The sequence below is a fragment of the Pedobacter sp. WC2423 genome (assembly GCF_040822065.1).
Classification (GTDB): Bacteria; Bacteroidota; Bacteroidia; order Sphingobacteriales; family Sphingobacteriaceae; genus Pedobacter.
On the sequence record NZ_CP162005.1, the window covers coordinates 2986307 to 3012690 of the forward strand.

General features: G+C 39.3%; 24 protein-coding genes. 10 read left to right on the forward strand and 14 right to left on the reverse strand.

Features of this window, described 5'->3' with window-relative positions; genetic code table 11:
* Nucleotides 1-2: 2 nt before the first annotated feature.
* On the reverse strand, nt 3-896 hold the full coding sequence (locus tag AB3G38_RS12210) for a flavin reductase family protein (RefSeq protein WP_367868737.1): 894 nt from the start codon (nt 894-896) through the stop codon (nt 3-5).
* Nucleotides 896-1891 (reverse strand): fumarylacetoacetate hydrolase family protein, encoded by a 996-nt coding sequence (locus AB3G38_RS12215; protein ID WP_367868738.1) that lies wholly within the window; start codon nt 1889-1891, stop codon nt 896-898. Before AB3G38_RS12215 ends, AB3G38_RS12210 begins: the two co-directional genes overlap by 1 nt.
* A gap of 345 nt (nt 1892-2236) precedes the next feature.
* Here AB3G38_RS12215 and AB3G38_RS12220 point away from each other — a divergent pair, with 345 nt between their 5' ends.
* The 3 genes from AB3G38_RS12220 (at nt 2237) to AB3G38_RS12230 (ending at nt 5946) form a co-directional block, all read left to right on the forward strand.
* Nucleotides 2237-3403, forward strand: coding sequence for a homogentisate 1,2-dioxygenase (locus AB3G38_RS12220; RefSeq protein WP_367868739.1), 1167 nt, complete (start codon nt 2237-2239; stop codon nt 3401-3403).
* Between the two features lie 58 nt (nt 3404-3461).
* Nucleotides 3462-4589, forward strand: a complete 1128-nt coding sequence (gene hppD, locus AB3G38_RS12225; protein ID WP_367864204.1) for a 4-hydroxyphenylpyruvate dioxygenase — start codon at nt 3462-3464, stop codon at nt 4587-4589.
* A gap of 436 nt (nt 4590-5025) precedes the next feature.
* The gene (locus AB3G38_RS12230) at nt 5026-5946 is read left to right on the forward strand and encodes a YihY/virulence factor BrkB family protein (RefSeq protein ID WP_367864205.1); all 921 of its coding nucleotides are present in this window, start codon (nt 5026-5028) and stop codon (nt 5944-5946) included.
* Here the strand turns inward: AB3G38_RS12230 and AB3G38_RS12235 are convergent.
* Nucleotides 5943-6221 carry a hypothetical protein gene (locus AB3G38_RS12235; RefSeq protein WP_367864206.1) on the reverse strand — a complete coding sequence of 93 codons (279 nt, stop codon included), beginning with the start codon at nt 6219-6221 and terminating at the stop codon, nt 5943-5945. The two genes, AB3G38_RS12230 and AB3G38_RS12235, sit on opposite strands and share 4 nt — an antisense overlap.
* Before the next feature lie 139 nt (nt 6222-6360).
* Complete coding sequence (locus tag AB3G38_RS12240; RefSeq protein ID WP_367864207.1) at nt 6361-6960, reverse strand: porin family protein; 600 nt, start codon at nt 6958-6960, stop codon at nt 6361-6363.
* A 172-nt stretch (nt 6961-7132) separates the two neighbouring features.
* On the opposite strand from AB3G38_RS12240, the gene AB3G38_RS12245 reads away from it, so the two are divergent.
* Nucleotides 7133-8899: a histidine kinase N-terminal 7TM domain-containing protein gene (locus AB3G38_RS12245; RefSeq protein WP_367864208.1), complete on the forward strand. Its 1767-nt coding sequence runs from the start codon at nt 7133-7135 to the stop codon at nt 8897-8899.
* A gap of 51 nt (nt 8900-8950) precedes the next feature.
* Here AB3G38_RS12245 and AB3G38_RS12250 read toward each other — a convergent pair whose 3' ends face one another.
* The 4 genes from AB3G38_RS12250 to AB3G38_RS12265 form a co-directional block, all read right to left on the reverse strand.
* Nucleotides 8951-9250, reverse strand: coding sequence for a hypothetical protein (locus AB3G38_RS12250; protein ID WP_367864209.1), 300 nt, complete (start codon nt 9248-9250; stop codon nt 8951-8953).
* 153 nt (nt 9251-9403) lie between these two features.
* Complete coding sequence (locus tag AB3G38_RS12255) at nt 9404-9988, reverse strand: riboflavin synthase (protein WP_367864210.1); 585 nt, start codon at nt 9986-9988, stop codon at nt 9404-9406.
* Nucleotides 9989-9993: 5 nt separating this feature from the next.
* Complete coding sequence (gene accC, locus AB3G38_RS12260) at nt 9994-11478, reverse strand: acetyl-CoA carboxylase biotin carboxylase subunit (protein ID WP_367864211.1); 1485 nt, start codon at nt 11476-11478, stop codon at nt 9994-9996.
* 10 nt (nt 11479-11488) lie between these two features.
* On the reverse strand, nt 11489-12529 hold the full coding sequence (locus tag AB3G38_RS12265; RefSeq protein WP_367864212.1) for a low specificity L-threonine aldolase: 1041 nt from the start codon (nt 12527-12529) through the stop codon (nt 11489-11491).
* Nucleotides 12530-13032: 503 nt separating this feature from the next.
* Here AB3G38_RS12265 and AB3G38_RS12270 point away from each other — a divergent pair.
* The gene (locus AB3G38_RS12270) at nt 13033-13896 is read left to right on the forward strand and encodes an N-acetylglucosamine kinase (protein ID WP_183869523.1); all 864 of its coding nucleotides are present in this window, start codon (nt 13033-13035) and stop codon (nt 13894-13896) included.
* Nucleotides 13897-13973: 77 nt separating this feature from the next.
* On the opposite strand, the gene AB3G38_RS12275 is transcribed toward AB3G38_RS12270, so the two are convergent.
* The gene (locus tag AB3G38_RS12275; protein ID WP_068395066.1) at nt 13974-14663 is read right to left on the reverse strand and encodes an NUDIX domain-containing protein; all 690 of its coding nucleotides are present in this window, start codon (nt 14661-14663) and stop codon (nt 13974-13976) included.
* A gap of 117 nt (nt 14664-14780) precedes the next feature.
* On the opposite strand from AB3G38_RS12275, the gene pfkA reads away from it, so the two are divergent.
* The 3 genes from pfkA to gap are packed head-to-tail and all read left to right on the forward strand — an operon-like array spanning nt 14781 to nt 17618.
* Entirely contained in the window at nt 14781-15767 is a 987-nt protein-coding gene (pfkA, locus tag AB3G38_RS12280; protein WP_367864213.1) for a 6-phosphofructokinase, read from the forward strand.
* A 1-nt stretch (nt 15768) separates the two neighbouring features.
* Complete coding sequence (locus AB3G38_RS12285) at nt 15769-16611, forward strand: hypothetical protein (protein ID WP_367864214.1); 843 nt, start codon at nt 15769-15771, stop codon at nt 16609-16611.
* Between the two features lie 5 nt (nt 16612-16616).
* Complete coding sequence (gene gap, locus AB3G38_RS12290) at nt 16617-17618, forward strand: type I glyceraldehyde-3-phosphate dehydrogenase (RefSeq protein ID WP_068395060.1); 1002 nt, start codon at nt 16617-16619, stop codon at nt 17616-17618.
* 68 nt (nt 17619-17686) lie between these two features.
* Here the strand turns inward: gap and AB3G38_RS12295 are convergent, their stop codons facing one another.
* The 5 genes from AB3G38_RS12295 to AB3G38_RS12315 all read right to left on the reverse strand — a co-directional run bounded on the left by AB3G38_RS12295 (nt 17687) and on the right by AB3G38_RS12315 (nt 23298).
* On the reverse strand, nt 17687-17926 hold the full coding sequence (locus AB3G38_RS12295; protein WP_367864215.1) for a hypothetical protein: 240 nt from the start codon (nt 17924-17926) through the stop codon (nt 17687-17689).
* Nucleotides 17927-18094: 168 nt separating this feature from the next.
* On the reverse strand, nt 18095-18343 hold the full coding sequence (locus AB3G38_RS12300) for a hypothetical protein (RefSeq protein ID WP_367864216.1): 249 nt from the start codon (nt 18341-18343) through the stop codon (nt 18095-18097).
* A complete protein-coding gene (locus AB3G38_RS12305) occupies nt 18321-18848 on the reverse strand; it encodes a GNAT family N-acetyltransferase (protein ID WP_367864217.1) in 528 nt (175 codons plus the stop codon). The genes AB3G38_RS12300 and AB3G38_RS12305 overlap by 23 nt, the downstream gene beginning before the upstream one ends.
* 3 nt (nt 18849-18851) lie before the next feature.
* The gene (gene glgB / locus AB3G38_RS12310; RefSeq protein WP_367864218.1) at nt 18852-20813 is read right to left on the reverse strand and encodes a 1,4-alpha-glucan branching protein GlgB; all 1962 of its coding nucleotides are present in this window, start codon (nt 20811-20813) and stop codon (nt 18852-18854) included.
* 10 nt (nt 20814-20823) lie between these two features.
* Nucleotides 20824-23298, reverse strand: a complete 2475-nt coding sequence (locus AB3G38_RS12315; protein ID WP_367864219.1) for a glycoside hydrolase family 31 protein — start codon at nt 23296-23298, stop codon at nt 20824-20826.
* 283 nt (nt 23299-23581) lie between these two features.
* Between AB3G38_RS12315 and AB3G38_RS12320 the strand changes: the two genes are divergently transcribed.
* Together AB3G38_RS12320 and AB3G38_RS12325 are read left to right on the forward strand one after the other, a co-directional pair.
* Nucleotides 23582-26020, forward strand: a complete 2439-nt coding sequence (locus AB3G38_RS12320) for a penicillin acylase family protein (RefSeq protein ID WP_367864220.1) — start codon at nt 23582-23584, stop codon at nt 26018-26020.
* A gap of 3 nt (nt 26021-26023) precedes the next feature.
* The gene (locus tag AB3G38_RS12325) at nt 26024-26374 is read left to right on the forward strand and encodes a hypothetical protein (RefSeq protein WP_367864221.1); all 351 of its coding nucleotides are present in this window, start codon (nt 26024-26026) and stop codon (nt 26372-26374) included.
* The last annotated feature ends 10 nt before the right edge of the window (nt 26375-26384 follow it).

Consider the following 26384-nt stretch of genomic DNA (forward strand, 5'->3'; position numbering starts at 1 on the left):
ACTTAGCTTTCCAGCAAAACTACTTTCAAAGCGTCAGGCACTTCGCCCCTGCTTAACATTTCTTTAGCCAGCTCATGCAATTCACGCTGACGGTTTACAGCATCGCCTATTGTTGCATCCAATACTTCTTTTACAGCAGGATGATTTCTAATCAGATCGATTTCTTCTGCTGAAGGAACCTGCTCTATATTACCAAGCATTCCAAGATCATTACCACTCAATACATAAGAATTTCTCACACCCTGAGGCAAAGCATCAATACCAATACCCAGTGTAGTTAGTGGTTTTGCAACTTTAAACAAGTTGTCTGCCGTTACCCGGCAATACCAGTCACCACCCAAACGCGCTACTAAATCTATCTTGGCCTGGTCAATTTTACCTTCCTCATCTAAAATTTCTTCTTTGATGTGAATCAGCTTTATTTCAGCGAGGATCAGGTTTCCAGCGCCAGGGTTATCCCCAAGATGAATCACCTCGGTTACGATACATTCCATTTGAACAGGGGCTTCAGCAACACGTGGTGGCTTAACCAGTTGTGAAGGAAGCATAGTAAAACCAGCCTTTTCAAATTCATTAATACCTTTTGCATATTCAGTACTCGCCAAACTAGTTTGCTGAACCATCGGGTAATTCACGATATTAATTACACACTCTTTAACTTCCAGGATATTTTCAAGCGTATGTTTTGTGGTATTGTCACGTACCCTTCTCGCTGGTGAAAAAATGCAAAGCGGCGGATTAGTACTGAACATATTGAAGAAACTGAAAGGGCTTAAATTAATATTTCCCTCCTTATCAATGGTGGTAGCGAAGCATATTGGCCTTGGCGCAACTGCATATTGCAAATAGTTTTGCAGTTGCGCCGGACTCAAATCTGAAGTTTTAACTGTCAGCATTATTTTTTAAGGGCTAGAATGGAAAAATCAGTATCCACTTTGCGGATCGTATTGCTTAAACGGCCAAGACCGGTAATTTCCATCTCTACTACATCACCATCCTGTAACCATTGTGGTTTAAAGTTTGGATCGTTTAACAAACCCGTACCATTCAATTCCAGGAAGCAACCTGTACCTACCGTACCTGAACCGATTACATCACCTGGCAAAATATCCACACCATAAGCACAGCGCTCAATAATCTCAGCAAATGTCCAGTCCATATCAGCAGTATTTCCAGCAGAAACCTGGATTCCATTTACTGTACAAGTCATTTCCAGCTTATAACTGTTTCCAGTATGACCTGTTTTAGGGGCAGTTTTATAGGGTTCCAGTTCATCCGGCGTCACTAACCACGGGCCAATTACTGTAGAAAAGTCTTTTCCTTTTGCAGGGCCTAAGTTTAACAGCATTTCTTCCATCTGCAACGTTCTGGCACTCATGTCATTCATAATCATATAACCTGCGATATAAGCATCAGCTTCAGCAGCTTTAATATTTCTTCCTTTTTTACCGATAACGACTGCTACTTCCAGTTCAAAATCCAGTTTCTGGAAATGATCAGGCATACATTCGATTTCTCCAGGTCCCTGGATCGCATTATGATTGGTAAAATAGAATATAGGATATTGATCAAATTCAGCAATCATGTCTACTTTGCGATTTCTGCGTGCGGCAGCAACGTGCTGACGGAAAGCATAACCATCTCTGCAAGAGCTTGGATGCGGAACTGGCGCTACAACTTCATAAAAAGCTTCTTCTTTAGGTTCAATTTCACCCGATTTAATTTTAGCATCAATCGCTAATGCCCTTTCCATCAGTACTTCGGAATCTTTTAAAAACTCGTTCATATCATTTGGAATCTGCTTATCGCATGAATTCAGGTTATAGATATGTCCGCTGATGAAAACACCAAGGTGTTCTCTGTCTTCTGTTTTGTAGGATACTAATTTCATATAGTTTTATGTTTGGTAGCACAATGTATAGTACAGCTTCAAAGCTAGAGAATTTAGCCCACAATGAACAAAAGCCTGTGAAATAAATGACAATAGATTATATGGCATAAATTTGATAGCTAACAATATAATTCTTAATTTAGCCTTCGCAACAATGACAAAGCGCAAACTAAAATATCAGGATCGTATTGCCAGCCAGGTACTGGCCGGGTTCAGGTATGCTATGCTCTCTAAGCTCATTTTTGCACAATATTCCATTTAAGCTTTTTTCTAAAGCAACCGCATATTAAACGTTCTCACGTTTTTTATTGATCCTACATTTCAACCATTTTATAACCTATAGATATGCCTATTTATCATACCTTAGGAACCATTCCACCTAAAAGACACACTGTTTTCAGAAAACCAGACGGTGAACTTTATGCAGAGGAACTGGTATCCACTGAAGGATTTTCGAGCTTATATTCGCTTGTCTATCACTGTCATCCGCCAACGATCGTTAAGTCGCTCGGAGAACCTTATTCTGTAGAACCTAAAATTGCCAGGGAGAAACATCTGAAACACACTTCTCTGATCGGTTTTAACGTAGCTCCGGAAGACGATTATCTGAAAAGCAGAAAACCAGTACTGGTTAACAGCGACCTGCACATTTCTCTCGCTGCGCCAAGGAAATCCATGACTGATTATTTCTATAAAAACAGTCAGGCCGATGAGGTTATTTTCATCCACCAGGGAACAGGGACCTTAAAAACAGGCTTTGGAAAGATTCGTTTTGCTTATGGGGATTACCTGGTTGTTCCACGCGGTACAATCTACCAGCTGGAATTTGATGACGAAAAGAACCGTTTGTTCATCGTGGAAAGCTTCAGCCCGATAAGGTCTCCAAAACGTTACAGAAATGAATATGGTCAGCTGATGGAACATTCTCCTTATTGTGAGCGTGATATCAGAAGACCAGCAGATTTGGAAACGATTGATGAATTTGGTGACTTTAAAGTGCTGATTAAAAAACAAGGACTAATGTACCCTTATACTTATGGGACACATCCTTTTGATTTTGTAGGCTGGGATGGCTTCCATTACCCATGGGCTTTCTCAATTCATGATTTCGAGCCAATTACAGGCCGTCTTCATCAGCCGCCACCTGTGCATCAGACATTTGAAGGTCACAATTTCGTCATCTGTTCTTTTGTACCGCGCAAATTTGATTACCATCCTTTATCTATTCCTGCCCCTTATAACCACAGTAATGTAGACAGTGATGAGGTGTTATATTATGTAGATGGTGACTTTATGAGCAGAAAAAGTGTAGTTAAAGGACAGATCACACTCCATCCGGGAGGCATTCCTCACGGGCCGCACCCCGGTACAGTGGAAAAATCAATTGGTAAAGAAAGTACAGAAGAACTTGCCGTGATGATTGATCCTTTCCGCCCTTTAATGCTTACAGAAGATGCATTAGCGATTGAAGATCCAGACTATCATAAGAGCTGGCAAATCAATGTAGAATAATCAAAAACTAACTTATTATACCTGAACATTTTTTTTAATTCAATAAAAAGACAAAGACATGCAAACACTAGTTGTAGAAAAAGACACAGAAGTGCGTGATTTCCTGCCGCTTAATGGCACAGACCATCTGGAGCTTTATGTAGGTAATGCAAAACAATCTGCACACTTTTACAAAACAGCCTTTGGGTTCGAAACTGTAGCGTATGCAGGCCCGGAAACCGGCCTGAGAGATAGAGCTTCCTATGTATTACAACAAGGAAAAATAAGATTGGTACTGACTACGCCAATGGGTTCTGAAGGCGTAATTGCAGAACACATTAAAACACATGGTGACGGGGTAAAGATCCTTGCATTATGGGTAGATGACGCTTATAAGTCGTACGAAGAGACCATTAAACGCGGTGCAGTTTCTTACCAGGAACCACAAACTTTAACAGATGAATTTGGTGAGGTCCGTACTGCAGGTATTTATACTTATGGTGAAACTGTCCATTTATTTGTAGAACGCAAAAACTATAAAGGTGCATTTATGCCTGGTTATGTTGCTGTAGAAGGTGGTTATCAACCAGGAAGCACAGGTCTTTTATACATTGACCACTGTGTTGGAAATGTAGGCTGGAACAGAATGAATGAGGCTGTGAAATGGTATGAAGATGTAATGGGCTTCAGAAATATCCTTTCATTTGATGATAAACAGATCAACACAGAATACTCTGCTTTAATGAGTAAAGTGATGAGCAACAAAAATGGCTATGTAAAATTCCCGATCAATGAGCCTGCTGAAGGGAAAAAGAAATCACAGATTGAGGAGTACCTGGAGTTTTATAATGGTGAAGGCGTACAGCATATTGCCGTAGCTACCCATGATGTTATTCAAACTGTAAGAGAGATGAAAGCACGTGGAGTAGAGTTTTTGAGTCCACCGCCAAAGGCTTATTATGACACTTTACTGGAACGCGTTGGTAAAATCGATGAAGATATTGCGCCTTTACAAGAATTAGGAATCCTGGTTGATCATGATGAAGAGGGTTATTTACTTCAGATTTTTACTAAACCTGTTCAGGATCGCCCGACTTTATTTTTTGAAATTATTCAGAGAAAAGGTGCTCAATCTTTTGGTGCAGGAAATTTTAAGGCCTTGTTTGAATCCCTGGAACGTGAGCAGGAACTGAGAGGTAACCTTTAAAATAGTATAAAACCATTGTTGTTTATTGGCCGAGTTACGCTGTCTGAGGGGGTAGCGAACGTTAAGCCATATGATATAACAATGGTTTTTTATAAAAAAATGAAAATTTGCATAGGGGTATTACCCCTTCGGCACGTTTGATCAGTCAATACTTTAACCCTATAATCAGATTTATAGGGTTAATTTCCAAACTTATTCAGCTTAAATAGGTTATTTATAACCTGTAAGCTTATTACCCATATGGTCTTACCACTATATGGTTTGTTGTTTAGTTAATTATGTGGTGTGTTTAGCTAAATTGTTTACAAAAACCAGGTATAACTCGTGGGGTGTCCTTTTAGGTCTCCCGCGGGATTTCCCTGGTAAAGTTGATTTTTTCTACCTCTCCATTCGGAAAATTTAACTACTTTCGGACTTCACCGGCAATCAGAGAGGCATGTTTAATATCACTATCCAGAGAATTCATATTTTTACAGTGCATTTCCGGAGAGCATTTAAACTCTTTCAAAAGAATGATCCGTTAAGACTGGCCGGCGCAACAGCCTTTTTCGCAAATTTCGCCTTACCGCCCATATTATTGATCCTGATCAGGTTATTTGGTTTTTTCATAGACCGCAAGACCATGGCAAACCGGATCTTTGAACGTCTGGGAACCATACTTGATGACAGCAGTACCCAACAAATCAGACAAACATTAAGAAATATAAGGGGAATGGATCATCAATGGTATGCTACATTACTGAGTTTTGTATTCTTTCTTTTTGTAGCGACCACACTTTTTGCAGTCATTAAGAATTCCATGGATCAGATCTGGTCTATTGGCATGAAAGAACATACGAGTTTTATGTTTAAGCTAAAAATAAGAGCAAGATCTATGGTTATTATCCTGCTGGCAGGCTTATTATTCTTTATAGGCTTACTAACAGATAGTGTACAGGCTTTTATAGGTGTTTATATCAATACTGCCTCTCCTACTTTTGGAAGGGTATTTCTAATGCTCTTAAACCAATTGCTGTTTGTTGCGATTGTAACAACGTGGTTCAGTGTTTTATTTCGCTTTCTGACCAGCGGCAGGCCTACATGGAAATCTTCGATCAGAGGTGGCATTCTGACTGGAATCCTTTTCACACTTGGGAAATATATTCTACGTATCGCATTACCAATGAGCAACATAGGCAATATATACGGAGCATCTGGTTCCATTGTGCTGATTATGCTTTTTGTATTTTATTCTTCCTTTATCTTTTATTTCGGAGCTTGTTTTGTGAAAGTGCTGAGTGATGCCAAAGAAACTCCTATACGCCCCATTAAAGGAGCATTTAATTATGAAATCAAAGAAATTCTAAAGCCATCTTAACTCAGCTCCTGCAAAGCAGTCCGCTCAAATCCCTGCATTTCAAATACAGCTAATTTATTCAGGAGATTATAATGAAGGGTACCAAAAAAATTAATAATTCCGTCTTTATTTTTGCCTTCGATACAAATGCTCTCTTTAGAGATCTCAGGATGTTGCAAAAACTGTACAGCAATTACTTCTTCGTCCTTTATTTTAATATCGGCGATATCAATAGCATACTCTTTCATCAGCAATAAAAAGCTTGTTCCGTTTAATAATAACTCTTTGATACTCATAGCTTAAGATTTAAGGTCAGGGAAGATTATTCCAGCAAATTTAACGCCAAAAAAAGGAGTAAACGTGATCCGTTTACTCCTTTTTTGCATAGCAGCGCTTTAAAGTTCTGCTAATCGTTTTACTATAGAAATTCTTTGCTTAAAAAAGTTTAAGTGCCAATCCTAAAGTAAATAAGTTTAATCTCTGGCCATCATAGTTTTGTTTTCCTAATTTGGTAATACCAGCTTCATATCGAAGGTCTACACCTATTTTACCGATGTCTAAACCAGCACCAAACTGCCATGCAACAGCTTGTTTTTTGAAGTCACCACTAAAGATATTACTTGTAGCAGCACCAAAAGATTGTTTATCATCCAAAATAAATGAAACTACAGGACCTGTATTTAAACGCACTCCAACACCAACAGCACCGATTTTAGTACCAATCAATAAAGGTACATCAAGACTTGTAAATTTAACTTTGTTTTCCTGACCAGCACTTCCAGCTTCATTGCTCGTCATTGTCGTGTTTTTGCCTGACAAATAAAGCTCTGGTTGAAAATGTATCCCTGCTGCCCCGATTCTTGCCCACACACCTGCATAATAACCTGCTGAGTTATCGCTGCTGAATGTATTATGGCTACTTAATTTAGAAAGATTGGCTCCTCCTTTAACACCAAATTGAAAAGATGGCAGTATCTGGCCAAAAGCTACTGCGCTAAAGCAGATAAACAATGAGAATAGAACAATTTTTTTCATAAGTTTTTCTTTGTTTGTTATTTTAAAGGTAATCAAGCACAATATGGCTTTTATACGGAGTAAAATTAGGATTATTTTTTTTGCAAACTAAATTACGTCAATTTAAATTAATCACACGTTATTTCATAGCTTTGTTTATGCTCCCGAACCACATGCCGCACTCAGTTTTCTAATGGATTTAGATTTTAACCTTTATGCATTAAGCCTGATCATTTCTGGCATTATTACGTTTCTCCTTTCCGGATACATCTTAAGCAATGAAAAAGGAACAGTCCGTTGGGTAGGTTACCTGATGTTGTCTAATTCGGTCTGGTCTCTGGGCTATGGCTTTGAACTGGCCAGCAAGACATTAGAGCATATGAAAATGTTCATTAATGTTGAATACGTGGGTATTGTGGCTGTTCCATTTTACTGGTTTTTATTCTGTTTAGATCTGGCAGGAAAGGAAAAATGGTTAAAAAAACCAGGTAATCAGTTTCTGATTACTGCTGTCCCTGTTGTGTATATCATTTTGGTATGGACTAATAATTTGCATCACCTGAATTATAAGAAGGCCAGTATTGATTACAGCGGGAGCTTTCCTATGCTCAAAATCGTTCCTGGAATTGCCTTTTATTTTTTCGTCTGTTACTTTTATACCTTACTGATTGTTGGAAACTATTTTCTGGTTAAAAAATTCAGGCGTTCTGACCGGGTCTATAAAAAACAAAACAGGGTTATCCTGACCGCAGCAATGCTTCCATGGATAGCGAATTTCTCTTATTTAATCGGCTTAAGGCCAATTCCAAATCTGGACATCACTCCTTTTGCTTTTCAGGTTTCTACTTTTCTGATTTTTATAGCAATTTACAGGTTTAAACTATTGGATGTACTGCCTGTTGCCAGGGAAAAAGTCCTGGAACTGATGGGAGACGGATTCATGGTGCTGGATCACCGCAACCGGATTATCGATTATAATTCAGCATTTAAAAAATATATCAGTGTCTATCATCCAAATAAAATCATCGGTAAAGACATTAATGAATTGCTGCAATATCAGCCGGAACTGCTGGATCTGCTTAATCAACAAGAGTCCGGGAAAGTAGAATTAATGGTACATACGGCGAATGGAGTATTTGACCTGGAAGCAGATGTCTGTTTTTTGAATGAAAATAAGCTGAACAGAAATGCAACGATAATCAAACTTCAGGATTTAACAAATGCCCGGCAGGAAGCCTTAAAATCTCAGCGTCAGGCAGAAGAACTTCAAAAACTAAATCAGTTAAAAGACCGGATATTTTCTATTATGGCACATGACCTCAGAGGGCCATTGCTAAACCTGGCAGAAGTCTTAAAAATGACCTCTGACGATACCATCAGTGCAGAAGAATTTAAAGAACTTTCTCCGACACTGACTAAAGACATTTCTTATACTACTGATCTATTAGAAAACATCCTGCACTGGTCAAGAAGCCAGTTGAAAGGATACGGGATTAACCAGGAAATTTTTGACCTGAAAAAGCTGATCAATTCAGAAGTTAGTTATCATCTTAAAGCCGCTTCAGTAAAAAAGATAGAAATTGTTCAGCAATTAACAGATGATCTGGTTGCTTATGCCGATTTGCTGATGATGCAGATTGTGATTCGTAACCTGATTATTAATGCGATCAAGTTCTGCCACGAAAACTGCCGGATTAACATTATGGCTTCTTATATTAATGCAGAATATATAGGCTTGCAAATTCAGGACAACGGCGTTGGTATTGCACTCGAGAACATTCAGAAGATTTTCAATGGAGAGAATTTTTCCAGCCGGGGTACACAAAATGAAAAAGGCACCGGAATCGGTTTAATGGTTTGCTGGGATTTTATGGAGCGGAATGAAGGAAGTATTACTATTGAGAGCGAATTAGGTAAAGGAACTCTATTCAAACTGCAAATCCCAAGACGTTCTGCATAAAAAAGGGCCGTCTAAAAACAGCCCTTTTTCTACACACAACAATAAGGTTCACTAACCTTTTGTTGCCTCATCAATGATTTGCTGTTCTTTAAGCACATCAACATTGTTTTTGTTACCAAAATTTTGAGTTTTATCAGCAAAATAAGCTAATATCTCTACTATGGTATCCAGGTTATCAGCAACACGCTGATGCATATCTGGTAAATCTTTATCTAGTTTTTTATCTCCCAATTCAATATTATCTACTTCAATCTTGCCGATTTTTTGAATAATTGCCTGTTGCGAATGTTGTAAGTCTTCTAATTCTCTTACAATCTTCTCCATTAATTCGAACTTTTTTAAAGTATCCATATGACTATATTTTATATTCTGCTGTAATTATTTACAATTATTACTAACCAATTACCTTGCCATAGATTTTAATTTCTGTTCAAAAACCGGATAATCATAAGATAAACAGCAATATAGACGATTTAGGTTCGAATATTAAAAAATAGCCTCTATCTATTTATGAAGTAACCTTGCTACATATTTACCAATAATATCAAACTCAAGGTTCACCGTATCCCCTGCGTTCACCTCTTGTAAATTGGTATGTTCAAAAGTATAAGGAATGATAAATACAGAAAATTCATCAGTAGCAGAATTAACCACTGTCAAGCTGATTCCGTTAATACAAACAGATCCCTTTTCTACAGTTACATTGCCTTTGCTGCTATCATATTTAAAACGGTATTCCCAGCTGCCATCCAGTTCTTCCCTCAATACACATACCGCAGTCTGGTCAACATGCCCTTGTACAATATGCCCGTCCAGACGTCCGTTCATCTGCATACAACGCTCCAGATTCACTTTCATCCCCTCACTCAGGTGTTGCAGGTTACTTTTCTCCAGCGTCTCCTGAATAGCCGTAACGGTATGGCTTGTCTCATTCAATGCCACAACAGTTAAACATACGCCGTTATGAGATACACTCTGGTCAATTTTCAATTCATTACTCAATGCAGATTCGATTATAAAATGAAGGTTTGTTCCTTCTGCTGTAATCTCTTTTACTGTACCTAGTGTTTCAATAATTCCTGTAAACATAAATTTTAATATTTTGCCCGGTTTTTAAGCCAGTTACTTGATGTGCCTTCCGCTGATGTGATCACAGCAGAACTATTTTTTTGCTTCAGGCTTTTCAACGCGACTATTGCTGCAATCAGGGCATCATCTTCGTCTGTATTTTCCTTGTTTTCTGGATTGAAGTATTTACCAACGAAATGGGTATCAAAATTTCCCGAAGTAAACGCCTCATGTTCCATCACAAATTTACCAAAGTTCAAAGTAGTTTGAATGCCCGTAATGTCATATTCTGAAATCGCCCTGCGCATTCTCGCAATAGCTTCGTTGCGGTCTGCGCCAAAAGTAATCAGCTTAGCGATCATAGGATCATAATACACAGGAATTTCCATCCCCTGTTCAAATCCATCATCTACCCTTACCCCATTACCTTTGGGTGTACGGTAAGTTTTCAAGACACCGATATCAGGAAGAAAATTATGCTGAGGATCTTCCGCATAAACCCTGAGTTCTATCGCATGACCACTGATTTTCAAATCTTCCTGGCTATAGCTTAATTTTTCACCCCTGGCTATTTTTATTTGTTCTTTTACCAGATCAAGTCCTGTGATCAGTTCTGTAACCGGATGTTCTACTTGCAAACGGGTGTTCATTTCCAGGAAAAAGAAATCAAGATTTTCATCCAGAATAAACTCTACCGTACCTGCGCCAGTATAATTAACGGATCTCGCTACATCCACAGCACATTTACCCATTTCTGCTCTGATTTCAGGACTGAGTACACTGGAAGGTGCTTCTTCAATTACCTTTTGATGCCTTCTCTGAATGGAACACTCCCTTTCAAACAAGTGGACGATATTCCCATAATTATCACCTAACACCTGGATTTCTATATGTCTGGGTGAGGATACATATCTTTCTATAAATACTGCACCATCACCAAATGCTGATTTCGCTTCACTAACTGCCAATTGCATCTGCTCTTCAAAAGCAGCGACTTCCTCTACAATCCGCATCCCTTTTCCACCACCACCAGCGGCGGCTTTAATCAGGATTGGGAAACCAACTTCCTGCGCTCTGCGTTTTGCCTCTTCAATATCTGTAATGGCCTCTTCAGTTCCGGGAACCATAGGAATCTGATATTTCAGCGCAGCAGCTTTTGCAGTCAATTTATTCCCCATAATAGCCATTGCTTCAGGTGAGGGACCAATTAAAATCAGACCTGCATCCTTCACCATTCCTGCAAACTCAGCATTCTCTGATAAAAATCCATATCCAGGATGAATAGCCTCAGCACCTGTCAGCAAACAAGCACCAATGATCTTCTGCCCGACTAAATAAGATTCACTTGCCGGGGCCGGCCCTATAAAAACTGCTTCATCTGCATAACGTACATGCAGCGCTTCTCTATCAGCTTCTGAGAATACAGCAACTGTTAAAATACCCATTTCCTTTGCAGAGCGCATAATACGCAAAGCGATCTCACCCCTGTTGGCAATTAAAATCTTCTTCATATCAATCTGTTTAGGATTTTTTCACTGGTTTCAGTTCCTTGATCAGCTGGACAGCCTGCGCAATCTGATTGGCATCTGTATTCAGATGCGTCACAAACCTTAAGGTATCGGGGCCTGTAGCACCGCATAAAATCCCGCTTTTTGTCAGACTATCCAATACACTTGCTGTTGTATAGCTTTCAGCTATTTTAAAAATTACAATATTTGTTTCAACGGGCATTACAGCCGCTACAAAATCAGCAGTGCCCAAAGCATCAGCCAGTAACTGTGCATGCAGATGATCTTCAGCAAGCCTTGTAACCTGGTGATCCAAAGCGTAAATGCCCGCAGCAGCAAGAAAACCTGCCTGTCGCATTCCACCGCCAAACGCTTTACGGATCTTCTTTGCCTTGTGAATAGTCTCCTTAGTACCTAACAATACAGAGCCTACCGGTGCCCCCAGTCCTTTAGAAAGACAGATAGAAATTCCATCAAAATACTGCCCGTAATCTGCCGCAGCATCCCCGGTTTTAACCAGTGCATTAAAGATCCTTGCCCCATCCAAATGAAGTTTCAATCCTCTGCTTTTACATAATTCCGCAATTGGCGCAATCTGTTCCAGTGTATAGCAGGCCCCTCCCCCTTTATTCACGGTATTTTCCAGAACGACTAAACTTGAATTCGGATAATGGATATTATCCTCATTAATTTCCGGGCCTATGAGTTCGGGGCTTAAAATTCCTCTTGGGCCATTCAGTAACCTGACTGACGCTCCCGAATGAAAAGCAATACCACCGCCTTCATACCGGTAAACATGAGCAGTCTGATCGCAAATCACTTCATCCATAGGCTGAGTAAAACATTTAATTGCAATTTGGTTGGTCATAGTTCCCGAAGGACAAAAAAGTCCGGCTTCCATATTAAAAAGCACCGATAGTTTACTTTCAAGTGCAGCTACGGTCTCATCTTCTCCATACACATCATCACCAACCTTTGCCGTCATCATCGCAGCGATCATTTCTGGTGTGGGTATAGTTACCGTATCACTTCTAAAATCTATTTTATTTTGCATAGAAAAAACAGGACAGCATACAATTTAGTTATTTGCGCTTCTTTTAATCCTTAAAGGTGAAATTATCACAATTACAGCTTACATCAAAGTATTTTTATTCGTGCGTTCGTTAAATACCACATAAAATTCTTTAATTGCTCTTTATGAGTGTTTTAAAATTGAATGATTGGGTATTTTAAAAGAATATTATGACATTTGTCTTCCCCGATAAAATATTAAAATTTGGAATTTAAAATAACTAGTGTAATTTTATCTTAGTGTTAATTTAACAATATCTTAATTAAGATGGTTTAATACCTGAATATTTGCGGTTTACAAAGAAGCAAGAGAAGAAGATATTTGAACTGGGAAGGCTAATAACCAGTAAATAGAAGGAATAATAATAAAATTGAAAAATAACTTACAAGGATAAACGCAGGAATCAGAAAAAAAACTGAAAATGGAAAAAAACATGTTTGAAGTGTCAGGAATATTTACTTTTACCCCAAAAAAAACAAATTAAGATGATAGTTATTGCAGATGGTGGTTCAACCAAAACCAATTGGTGCTTAATTAATGAAGCTGGTAGAAAAATTCATTTTAATACCGAAGGTTACAATCCGTATTTTTCCCGTACAGATTATATCGTTGAATCTTTAAAAAAATCTTTACCAGATCATTTAGAGGCAGATAAGCTAACAGAAGTATATTATTACGGCGCAGGTTGTTCAACTGACGCGAATAAAAAAATTGTAGCGGATGCTATGGGACAGGTTTTCCCTAATGCAATTATCTTTATTGGACATGATTTACTGGCTTCTTGCAGAGCATTACTAGGTGATGAACCAGGTTTTGCCGCAATTTTAGGTACAGGTACAAACTCATGTCTTTATGACGGAAGTGATATCTCTTTAAACATTGATTCTCTGGGATATTTCCTGGGAGATGAAGGTAGCGGTTGCTATATCGGTAAACGTATCCTTGGGGATTACATGAAAGGTTACATGCCTAAAGGCTTGAGAGAAAGTTTTTATGACAACTTCGCTTTGACGAACGAAGATATCTTTGATCATATTTACAACAAACCTCTTCCAAATCGTTTTTGTGCAGGATTTAGTAAATTCCTATATGATTTCAAAGATAACTACGAGGATTATGCATTCTCTACAGTTGAATATGCTTTTACAGCATTCTTTGAAAACCTGGTTATCCATTACCCGAATTATAAAGAATACAGCCTGAACTGTGTAGGTTCTGTAGGTTATAGTTTCAGAGATATTTTAAGTATTGTTGCAGACAGATATGAAATGGGCGTAGGAAAAATTATCCGTTCCCCTATAGATGATCTTGTTGATTACCATATGCAACCAGCCAGAAGTCTGAAATAGAAAAAAAACAAGCGATATTAAAAATCCCGGTTATAAATAACCGGGATTTTTTTAGTTAAAACAGGAAAGAGGGAAATTTAAAAAGAGATTTCTTTTCCAAATAACTTTCCATATTTTCTTTTATCAAAACGGTATAAGGTTGCTGCGCGGAAAGAAACCCCTTTTTGCTTTTCATTCAGATCTTTCAAAACATTAAAGCTCAGCATCTTTTTCCTGAAATTCCTTTTATCTAATTTCTTGCCCAAAATCACTTCATACACATTTTGCAACTGTGTCAAAGTGAATTTCTCAGGAAGTAATTCAAAAGCAATTGGCTGATGTTTGATCCTTCTTTTTATTTTTTCAAGTCCCTGATCAAATATTTTTTGATGGTCAAATGCCAGCGGAGGTAAATCCTTGACATTAATCCAGTGCGCTTGTTTTGCATAATTGCTGATCGGTTTAAGCGCTTTATCTCCCCCCAACCGCAACATCGCATAATAAGCTACGGATATAATTCTCCCCTGAGGGTGACGGCCTACATCACCAAAAGTATAAAACTGTTCCATGTATACATTCTCTATCCCCGTGAGTTCGTGCAAGATACGGGCCGCGGACTGATCCAGACTTTCGTTCTCATTGACCAGATACCCCGGAAGGGCCCACCAATCTTTAAAAGGTTCTTCATTCCTTTCAATCAGCAGAACTTTTAATTCTCCTTCATCAAATCCGAATAAAACACAATCAATTGAGAAGGTGGAATTAAGCTGTGGTAAGACTTCTTTCAAAACATTAAATTTTTAAAAACTAAAGCAAATTAATATACTTGTTTGCGATTTACATAAAATAAATCAAAATAAATTACTTAGTGTAATATCTACACGGTATATTCGTAATATAAACAGATGAAACCAAATATCAAAAATATCGCTGTATTGACATCTGGGGGTGACGCTCCCGGAATGAACGCATGCATCAGAGCAGTAGTACGTACCGGTATTTACAATGGTATAAATATGTTTGGAGTTTTGCAAGGTTATCAAGGATTAATAACTAACAATATTATTCCTATGGATGCCCGTTCAGTGAGCAACATAATCCATTTAGGCGGAACAGTACTTAAAACAGCACGCTGTTTAGAGTTTAAAACCGACGAAGGAATGGATCTTGCTTATGAGCACCTTAAACTGCACCAAATAGATGCCCTTGTTGTGATTGGCGGAGATGGTACTTTTACCGGAGCCCGTCGTTTTGCTCAAAGACATCATATCAATGTAATTGCCATTCCTGGTACAATCGACAATGACTTATACGGATCTGATTTTACTTTAGGCTATGATACTGCAATTAACACCGTTATTGAAGCTATAGATAAGATCAGGGACACTGCAGATTCACATGACCGTTTATTTTTCGTAGAAGTAATGGGCCGGGATTCGGGTTGTATCGCTTTAAGAAGTGCTATTGCCTGTGGAGCTGAAGCGGTCTTGCTACCAGAGAAAGCAACAAGTCTTGATGAACTGATTAAACAATTGGAAATCGGGGCAGCAACAAAAAAATCATCCAGCATTGTAATTGTGTCCGAAGGGCATAAACAAGGTGGCGCATATGACATTGCAAAGCATGTTAAAGAAAAGTTCAATCATTATGACACAAAGGTCACTATATTAGGACACTTGCAACGCGGCGGAAGCCCGAGCAGTTTTGACAGGATTTTAGGAAGCCGTTTAGGTTACGCCGCTGTAAATGAATTGCTGAAAGGCAGTACACAGCAGATGGTAGGCTTACGTGGCAATGATATCAGGTTAACCAGCTTGGACGAAGCGTTGACAGAGCATAGTTTTAAATTAGAAAGTGATCTTTTGGAAATGACTAAAGTTTTATCAATTTAACATGATAGCGGTAGTATATAGCGGCTCAAAAACTGCCCTGTGGAAAATAGCTAAAGATGGGAAAACCATTGCAGAATGTAGTATGCCCGGTATAAATCCATTTTTTGTAGATCAGAAATCGTTGTTGCAGCAGTTGAATAAGAAATCTATTTTAATCAACAATGCAGAACAGATTAAAAAGATCCATGTTTTTGCCGCCGGAGCAACTTCCTTAGACCGCCGGAATGAACTAGTAGCTTCTTTAAGGATGTTCTTTAAATATAGTAAGATCACTGTTCAGGATGATCTATATGGTGCTGCTATCGCTGCCTGTTTCAATAAAAGCGGAGTTGTCGGTATCCTTGGAAGTGGCGCTAACTGTGCTTATTTTGACGGTACAAAACCTGAACCTAATAACTACGGCCTGGGTTTTATTCTCAGTGATGAAGGTTCCGCTACCTACCTGGGTAAAATGATCCTGAAATATTACCTTCAGGAGAAGCTGCCAGCCGATCTGATGAAAAAATTCAGTAAAAAGTATGACCTCAACAGGTCAGAAATACTGGATAAAGTATACAAGAAAACTATGGCTCAGCAGTTTCTGAGCTCTTTCCTGGACTTCTTTATAGAAAACAGGGAACATGAATATATTCAGCAGCTACTAGATAACGGATTTCAGCGTTATATAGATACTTACCTGTTACCGACAATCAAACTTCATCCTGGTGAGGAAGTACATTTTGTAGGGATAGTGGCAGGGAACTTTCAAGACCGTTTGCGTGCTGTGGCAAAGAAGAATGGTTTTGAAATTACTACGATTACCAAAGAACCAATATATAATTTACTTAATTACTATTCAAATTAATAATAATGACAAAGATTGGAATAAACGGTTTTGGCCGTATCGGCAGATTAGTTTTTAGAGCTGCGTTAAAAAGAGGTCTGGACATCGTTGCAATAAATGATCTTGTAGAGCCAGATTACATGGCCTATATGTTGAAGTATGATTCTACGCATGGTCGTTTTGATGGAACTATCGAAGTAGTTGACGGACATTTAGTCGTTAACGGAAAAACTATCCGTATTACAGCTGAGAGAGACCCAGCTAACTTAAAATGGAATGAAGTAGGTGTTGAAACTGTTATTGAGTCTACAGGGTTATTCTTAACTCAGGCTGATGCAGAGAAACACCTTACTGCAGGTGCAAAAAGAGTTGTTCTTTCTGCTCCGGCTAAAGATGATTCAATCCCTACTTACGTAATGGGTGTGAATCATGATAAATTAACAGCAGATCAAACTGTTGTTTCTAATGCTTCTTGTACTACTAACTGCCTTGCGCCAATCGCGAAGGTGTTAAATGACAACTGGGGTATTGCTGAAGGCTTAATGAGTACTGTACATGCAGTTACTGCTACACAGAAAACTGTTGATGGTCCTTCTGCAAAAGACTGGAGAGGCGGACGTGGTGGTTTCTCTAACATCATTCCTTCTGCTACAGGCGCTGCTAAAGCAGTAACTAAGGTTATTCCTGAATTAAAAGGTAAATTGACTGGTATGGCTTTCCGTGTTCCGGTTGCTGATGTATCAGTAGTAGATTTAACTGTACGTTTAGAAAGACCTGCTACTTACCAACAGATTAAAGACGCGATGAAAGCAGCTTCTGAAGGTGAATTAAAAGGTGTGTTAGGTTACACTGAAGATGAAGTGGTTTCTTCTGACTTTATTGGTGATGACCACGCTTCTATCTTTGATGCAAACGCAGGTATTGCATTGAATGATAACTTCGTTAAAGTTGTTTCATGGTATGATAACGAATGGGGCTATTCTTCAGCATTAGCTAAATTCGTAGAGTACTACGGAAACTTAAAATAACATCTGTTCAAACAGATTCATAGGTAGTTAGAACAGGGATTTTCCACAAGGAAGATCCCTTTCTGGTTTTAAGTATTAAACTCATCCAGAGAATAAGGCATTTCTATACACAAGAATCCCTTTTCCAGCAGTAACTGTTCTACTGCAATCGTACAGATTACCGGGCTCACTACTCTCAGAATTTTATCTATATCTTCTAAATCGAATGTCCAGTTCTTTTCCCCCAGAAAGACATCGAGCGCTGGCCTCACACAATCCAGATCACCTTTGTCCTGGACTGATGTTTTAAATATAATTACATTCATCATTTATAGTTAAATAGTTCAAGATTCAGCCCTGCTCACGAATAATTTGCTGTGGGCTGGCAGAAACTGCTAAGCTAAAGATGAGCTAACAAATCAACTATCCAAAGGCATTTAAGGCCGAAATGCACAAAATTGGCGGTGAACGGTCAAAAATAACCGGTAAACATGCTACTATTTTCTGGCCAGCCAATCCAGAACCTGAGGAGTCTTTTCTTTGCTGATACCATTTGTAAATGGCTTTAAAATGTAATCAATACCATTCGTTTTGAAAGCATTTAAAGCATATTCATCATAAGCAGTACAAAATTTAACTACCGCAGCGGAAAATATAACATCCAGCTGAATGCCTATAACCTGACTGATAAACGAAACGGATTGTGGTGGCGAAAACAGAGTGCTAAGTATTTCTCTCGTAAACAAAAGTATCCCTGACTCTTCCTTTCATCTCAAAGTGTTTCTTAATTAACTTGATTCTGAAGAAACCACAATGCTTTAATACGGCCTGGGAGGCAAGATTTAAAACATCACAAGTTGCCTCAATAGTCTTTATGCTTAATTCGGAAGCTACAAACCGGATCAAACCATTTGTAGCTTCTTTAGCATATCCCATTCTCCAATATAACGGATTAACAATATAACCTAAATTTCCTTTATGTGCTTCCTGCTTGTCAAATCTAAAACCACAGCCCCCAATCAGCCTGTTTTCCTCTTTCAGTACAATAGCCAGTTCGAAGCTGGTTCTGGGTAAAATTTCTTTCTGTCTGAGGGCTTCTTCAATAAAAATTAAGGTATCAGCCTGCGTATTAGGCCCCCAGTTTTCATAAACCAGGATATTCTCCTGGCTTGCGTATTCATGGACAGCCACCCAGTCTGCTTGCACATATTCCCGGAGTATCAACCTTTCCGTTTCTATCCGGATTTCCATCTGTTATACTGTTTTTAATATCATTGCACCCAAAGGCGCAATATTAACCGAAATAGCATACTCCCTTCCATTCACCGAAGCTGCTTCTGGCAGAAAAGCAGTTGTATTGAGTTTACCACTACCAAAATACTCCGTCGCATCACTGTTAAAGATTTCTTTCCACGAAGCTTTAAACGGTAAACCTATTTTATAATTCTGTCTGTAAACAGGAGTCATATTTAAAATGATGATCAAGGTATCCTTTGCTTTATGCCCTTTACGCGTATAAACGTAAATAGAATGATCCCTGTCATCTGCACTGATCCATTCAAACCCTTCAGCAGAAAAATTAAAATCATGCAGTCCCGGCTCTGTCCGGTATAATTTATTAAGCGCCTTCACATAAGTCTGCATCCCTGAATGAGACTTATACCGCAATAAGTCCCAGTCCAGTGAATTGGTAAAATTCCATTCCCCGTTCTGTGCAAACTCATTTCCCATAAAAAGAAGTTTTGTACCAGGCTGAGTAAACATATAAGCATATAAAAGACGCAGATTTGCATGTTTTCTCCACTCATCACCCGGCATTTTATAAATTATAGAAGATTTACCATGCACCACCTCATCATGAGAAAATGGCAGCATAAACTTCTCAGAAAATGCATAAGTAATACTAAAAGTCAGCTGATGGTGATTATACTTCCTGTCTATCGGATCAGTTTTGAAATACTTCAGCGTATCGTTCATCCAGCCCATCATCCATTTCATTCCAAAGCCCAAACCTCCTTCAGCTACCGGATGTGTTACCCCCGGGTAAGTACTGCTTTCTTCAGCAATCGTATGAACACCTTTAAAATTTGTATAAATAGATTCATTCAGATCTTTTAGAAACTGAATAGCTCCCAGATTTTCTGAACCACCAAATTCATTAGTTGCTGCATCCCCTGATTTCCGGGAGAAATCAAAATATAACATAGAAGCTACTGCATCTACACGTAAACCATCCGCATGAAACTGATCCAGCCAGTACATGGCATTACTGATCAGGAAAGAACGGACTTCATTTCTGTCATAATTGAATATATATGATTTCCAGTCCGGATGAAAGCCCTTACGCATATCCGCATGTTCATATAAATGTGTCCCATCAAAATGGAACAATCCATGCGCATCTCCCGGAAAATGTGAAGGTACCCAGTCCAGAATTACGGCAATATCATTTTTGTGAAACTGTTCTATCAGGTACATCAGCTCCTGTGGTGTTCCATGCCTGGAACTGGCTGCAAAATATCCGGTAATCTGATAACCCCACGAAGGATAATAAGGATACTCCATAATCGGCATCAGCTCGACATGGGTAAAGCCCATTTCCAGTACATAGGGCACCAGGCTATTGGCTATTTCTTTATAAGTTAAAATCCGGTCGGGTTCTGAAGGATCGCGCTGCCATGAACCCAGATGTACTTCATAAACAGACATTGGCTGATCCAGTGCATTTAATACAGGACGTTTCTTCAGCCATGCTTTATCTTTCCAGGTATAATCCGTATCCCACACTACTGAAGCTGTTTGCGGCGGATGCTCCCACCGGGTTGCAAAAGGATCTCCCTTTTCATATTCTTTCCCGTCAAACCCTTTGATAAAATACTTATAAACTGCTCCTTTTCCTACTGCGGGAATAAAACCTTCCCAGATTCCCGATTCATCCAGTCGTTTATATAACCGGTGTGAAGTTGCGTGCCACTGGTTAAAATCTCCGGCCACATATACATCATGCGCATTAGGCGCCCATACTGAAAAATAAGTTCCTTTGTTATTATTTACACTTAAAAGGTGCGCTCCCATTTTTTCATACAAACGAAAATGTTTGCCTGAAATAAATAAAGCGACGTCAAAGTCTGTCAGTAAACTAAAAATCCAGACAGGTGCATCTGCAGATACGGCAATATTTTCTTTAACAGGTTTACCCTGATTCGCTTTAGCCATTATTTTAAGGTTATATTTCTCCCTGAATTTGTATCACAGAGAAGTTCTTATTGCTTTTGAAACGTAAGCAGTTTCTATCGTCAGTAAAATAGTCTTTAATTTCCAATCCGTCTACAATGACCTTCTTAACTCCAAAAGGAATGCCAATTATGTTGTAATCATAGGTTTCATAATTCGGTGTATATAAGCCTTCCAGCTTCTGCTGGATCAGCAGGCGGCGATCATTTCCTTTAACTGTAAACTTTTTCTCCGAATAAATATCCTGCTCATAGGCAAAAGTATCGCCATGATCCTCAAAGAAGAATGAATTCACTTCATAGTCCGCATAGAAGATATTCAGCAATACTTCGTCTATATGTTTTTCTCCCACATACTGCATCACCGGATACTCCGGAATAACAGCGCCCGCCTTAATAAAAATAGGCATACTCTCTAATGGCGCGTCTACTAAATGCTCGTTTTCCCCAGCAAGCAATTCATGCGTCCAGATGTTATACCACTGTCCTTTTGGCAAATACACCGTTCTTGAAACAGCACCTTGCTCTAAAATCGGGCAAACCAGTATTTTATCTCCATAAGCAAATTCATCTTGTCTGAAATGATTGCTTACGTTTTCCTGCTCCAACATCACCAAAGGTCTCAGAATCGGGAAACCATAACGGTGATGCTCCCAGAATACAGAATAAAAATAAGGCATTAAACGGTATCTCAATTCAATAAACTTCCGGTTGATCGCGGTATAAGGCTCTCCAAAACTCCATGGCTCTCTTTCGGCTGTATCACCCGCAGAGTGTGCCCGCATAAAAGGAGAAAATGTTCCCAGCTGAATCCAGCGGGTAAATAACTCTCCATCCGGTTCACCACTAAATCCTCCGATATCCGTTCCGCAAAAAGGAACTCCCGAAACTGACATCCGCTGACACTGTATATTTCCTATTTTTAAATGTTCCCAACTTGCTACATTATCACCTGTCCATACACAACCATAACGCTGCATTCCGGCATATCCTGCACGGGTAATCGTAAAAGGACGCTTATTACGCATCAGCTTTTTTAAGCCGTCATAAGTTGAACGTACCATCTGCATCCCATAAACATTATGAGCCTTCCGGTGCGAACCTCTGTGCCCATCGTAATTATGACGTACATCGTTTGGAAAAGTTCCTGCGCCGAATACTGCCGGCTCATTCATATCATTCCAAACCCCTGCAACCCCCATGTCTACAAGCTCTTTATATAATCCGCCCCACCATTCTCTTACCGCCGGATTCGTGAAATCAGGGAACTGGCATCTGCCTGGCCACACATGACCCTCCATAAAATAATCGTCGCTCCTTCTACAGAAATAATTGTTCTCTTTTCCTTCTTTAAAAACCCAGTAATTATCATCCACTTTTATTCCCGGATCAATCATCACAACGGTTTTAAATCCATCGTCTGCTAATTCTTTGATCATTTTCCTTGGATCAGGGAAGTGTTTTTTATTCCAGGTAAAACAACGATAGCCATCCATATAATCGATATCGAAGTAAATCGCATCACAAGGAATATCCCTGGAACGGAACCCTTCTGCAATGGCTTTTACCTTGGTTTCCGGATAATAACTCCAACGGCACTGATGATACCCCAATGCCCATTTAGGAGGCATAGGATGCGTTCCGGTTAAAGTTTGATAACGTTTAACCACATCCATCATATGTGGCCCATGGATATAATAATATTGCAACTCACCACCATCCGACCAGAAGCTGGTCTTATCATTGTCTTCTTTACCAAAGTCAAAATAAGAGCGGAAAGTATTATCAAAGAAAATACCGTAAGCAGATTTTTGATGAACGCCGGTATAAAATGGGATTGTTCTGTATAAAGGATCCTGATCCCATCCAAAAGAATAAGCATCCGTATTCCAGTTTTGAAAATGACGGCCGCGCAGGTTCATATTTCCTGATTTATCACCAAGGCCGAAAAAGTTCTCTTCCGGAAAACATTTCTTAGTAGCAAAAACATAGTACCCACCAAAGTCCGCATTTTCTTCCCAGTGCATTGGAGAGGCGTCCTCACTCATTACAAGCTGAGACAGATTTTCCGTAAATGAAATATGAAAATCCTCTTTTCTGATTTTACAGGTTACCGTATTGGTTGCTATCGCATAATAATCTTCTTCCTCATCGAAATTGAAAGTACTTACTTTCTGATCCACAACCGGAACAGCATAAGAGAAATCTTCCAGAAAAACACTGTGAGGTGCGAGTCTGACACGTATAATTTCGTTACTCACTACTCTGACCTCTACGCTGGCTTCCCCGTCTGAGAAGAAAAATTTGTTCCCATCCTGACGGACTTCCCGAACTTGCGTTAGATATTTCTTAACTATCGGTTTTAAAGCTAATACCGGATTGTTTAAATGCTGAATAGTGGATTCAACTATTTCCTTGATATTTTCGCTGTCCGTTATTTCGTTTCCTTGCTCTTCGAATTCTTCCATAAAAAGGTTTCCGTAATCTGTTTATATGTGTAAACTGTCTGATTGACCAAGCTAAAGTGTTAATTATTATGCCAAAACACAAGATTTTTCAGATATAATTCAAAGAGAAATTCTAACCGGCAAAATCAAAATGCCGTTAGCTGAATCTATTTAGCTTTTTATGGAACAAATCAGCACTCCTATTCAGCCGAAAATCACAAATATGATTAAGATTAGCAATCCATACACTTTTATCTTAAATTGCCATAGAATACCAATTCTTTAACCGGTAATTCAATCTCATATGAAGAACAAATTTAAAGCATTCATTTGCGTCATTATACCTATACTGTTAGCCTTTGTACTCAACACTAAATTTGGTTCCTTACCCCCGCTTTTAAAATTCCTTAACCCATTTACCGGTTTCTGGCAGAATGCAGAAAAGATGAGTATTGCCAAAAAAAGTGCAATCCGTCTAAAAGGGGCCGAACAAACTGTAGAAGTAGTTTTTGATGACCGGATGATCCCTCATATTTTCGCCGGAAATGACCACGATGTTTATTATACACAAGGCTATATTACCGCGATGAACCGTTTATGGCAAATGGATTTCCAGACCCGTTTTGCAGCCGGCAGACTCTCTGAAGTGGTAGGAGCCAAAGCTATTGAAGTAGATAGATACCAACGCCGTATGGGAATGGTTTATGGCGCTGAAAACTCTTTAAAAGGAATGATGGAAGACCCCAGATCAAAAGCCATGATTGAAGCCTATACCGCCGGAATTAATGACTATATCCATTCGCTTTCCAGTGCGCAGCTTCCATTAGAATATAAGATACTGGATTTCACGCCCGAAGACTGGACACCCCTTAAATGTGCCTTGCTCCTCAAACAAATGTCGGCCGTACTGGCTATGGGTTCAGACGAATTTTACATGAGTAACATCCTGAAAAAATACGGGCCTGAAATAACAGCCGATTTATTCCCTGATTATCCCTTCCGTGAAGATCCGATTATCCCTGCAGGTACCCAATGGGATTTCAACCCCCTGCAACTTCCAAAAACACCTGCCAGTTTTACTGAAATGACCACAGGTAAAGTAAAAACCAAAGTATTGGAAGATGGGATCGGAAGTAATAACTGGGCACTCTCTGGTGCTAAAACAGCTTCAGGATATCCGATTCTCGCCAATGACCCTCACCTGAATTTAACCTTACCTTCTATCTGGTATCAGATCCAGTTAAATGCACCCGGACTTAACGCCTATGGCGTCTCACTACCTGGTGCTCCGGGTATCACGATTGGTTTCAATAAAGACATTGCATGGGGCGTAACCAATGTTGCCGCAGACGTCCTGGATTTCTACCAGATCAAATTTAAAGACGCTGCGCATAAGCAATATAAATATAACAATACCTGGAAAAACACAACCGTTAGACTGGAAACGATAAAAATCAGAGGTGCTAAAAATGAAATAGATACCGTTTTTTATACCCATCATGGCCCGGTTGTTTATTTTCAAAAACCAGAAAAACTCAGCATGGCCGACAATGTGCCAACCGGTAATGCACTGCGCTGGATAGCGCATGATAAATCAAATGAGCTGATGACTTTCTATTTATTGAACAGAGGTAAAAATTACAATGACTACCGGAAAGCACTTACTTACTATACAGCACCTGCACAGAACTTTATTTTTGCTTCCTCAGCAAATGATATTGCCATTACAGCAAATGGAAAATTTCCATTGAAATGGAAAGGTCAGGGTAAATTTATACTCGATGGCTCCGATCCAAAAAATGACTGGCAGGGATGGATACCCTACGCAGAGAATCCAACCGTTAAGAATCCGGAAAGAAACTTTGTCAGCTCAGCAAATCAATCCTCTACTGACCCATCCTACCCTTATTATATCAATTGGGAATTTGGTTCCTATGAACGTGGTAAAAGAATTAATGACAGGCTGAAAGCAATGACAAAAGCAACAGCCGACAGTATCCGGATCATGCAAAGCGACAGTTATAGTATTCTGGCGCAGGACCTGCTACCCGCACTAATTTCAAAAATTGACCCGGCAAAACTCAATGCAACACAAAAAGAAGCATTGGAAATCACCACTAAATGGGATAAGTTCTTTACAGCTAAAGCAATTGGCGGCAGTATTTTCGATCTGTGGACTAAACGCTTGTTTAAAGACATCTGGGATGATGAATTTACGATTGCCTCTGTACCCATGCGATACCCTTCCAAAGACCGGACTGTAGAATTGATTTTAAAAGACCCGGGTTCAAAATGGTTCGATAATGTGAATACTCCACAAAAGGAAACCTTAAATGACCTCGTTAATGAGGCTTTTAAATACACCTGTGATAGTCTGGAAAGGAAATACGGGCCGATTGGTAAAAGATGGCAATGGGCTAATGTGAAACAAACACATGTACCTCACTTAGCGAATATACCGGGAATGGGCTCTGAAACACTGCTGATCGGAGGGGCGAAAAGCACCATTAATGCCTTAGACGAAAAAAATGGCCCATCCTGGAGAATGGTCGTTGAGCTTGGAAAAACGCCAAAAGGTCACGGCGTATATCCAGGCGGACAATCGGGTAATCCAGGCAGCTTTTTCTATGATGATATGCTGAGTACCTGGGCAGATGGCAAATTATATGACCTCTACCTGATGCAATCGGCAGAGGATACCCAGGGTAAAGTTCTTTCACGTTTAAAAATTTCTAAAAAATAGCACATGGTCTTTCTCGTTATACTTATCGCCTCTTTTTTATTACAAATGATTTTACCCTGGTGGATCATCGTCATCCTTTCTTTTGCGACCTGCGGGTTAATCGGTAAAACAGCAAAACTATCTTTGTGGCAACCTTTCTTTGCGATTGCGCTATTATGGACAGGCGTCGCTTTATATCAGAGCCTGCCGAATCATAACCTGCTGGTTTCGCGTGTGGCAGAGATGTTTGGTCTCCATACCTGGTGGTTAGTCCTGTTGGTTTCAGCATTGCTGGGCGGCTTTGTGGCTGCGGTAAGCGGTTACTGTGGTTACCAGTTCAGAAAAGCAGTACTGGTAAAAAAAACAACGGCATAAGATTTATCTA